Source organism: Bowmanella dokdonensis, assembly GCF_017254865.1.
GTDB lineage: Bacteria > Pseudomonadota > Gammaproteobacteria > Enterobacterales > Alteromonadaceae > Bowmanella > Bowmanella dokdonensis.
In genome coordinates this window covers 1-502 of record NZ_JAFKCV010000077.1, presented here as the reverse complement: position 1 = coordinate 502, position 502 = coordinate 1, and the positions used below count along the sequence as shown (strand labels likewise).

1 protein-coding gene is annotated in these 502 nt (G+C 47.2%); it reads right to left on the bottom strand.

Annotated features, from left to right (window positions below; all coding sequences use genetic code 11):
* Positions 1-335, bottom strand: a 335-nt coding sequence (locus J0A66_RS21615; RefSeq protein ID WP_206575923.1) for a DUF2721 domain-containing protein, incomplete at its 3' end; no start/stop codon positions are given.
* Between the last annotated feature and the right edge of the window lie 167 nt (positions 336-502).

Here is a 502-nt window from a genome sequence, read left to right as displayed (position 1 = left end):
ACAGAAATACGGATCTCGGCCACTGACAGCCACAGGGACCATAACAGTAAGATCAGGCTTAGGCCGAATATCCAACTGCCAGCTACCTGATAATTGAGGTAGATGGCCAGCATCGACAATACGCATAAAAAGAAACTGGCTACCCCGGCCTCTTGCATACGCTTGATAAGCTGAATGCGTTTGCGCAGATTAGCGATCTGCTTATGGGTGCTGTCGCTGTTATCAACGAAATTGCGGATGATGCTGGCTAAAGTTACAAACCTGTTGGTGTAGGCCAATAACAGTAACGAAATAGCTGGAAACAGCATCGCTGGTGTAGTCAGGGTAATATTCATTTAGGGTTAGGCTCAGAAAACAGCGTCCTGCAGGAATTTCAACATGGCCGCCTTGGCTTTGTCCAGATCGGCGAAGATTCTCTTTTGGATATCAGTGCTTATCTTGCTCTCTCGGCGTATTTGCGCCAATTGATTGATACCTACAGGTGAGTCGATGCAGTAGGCAT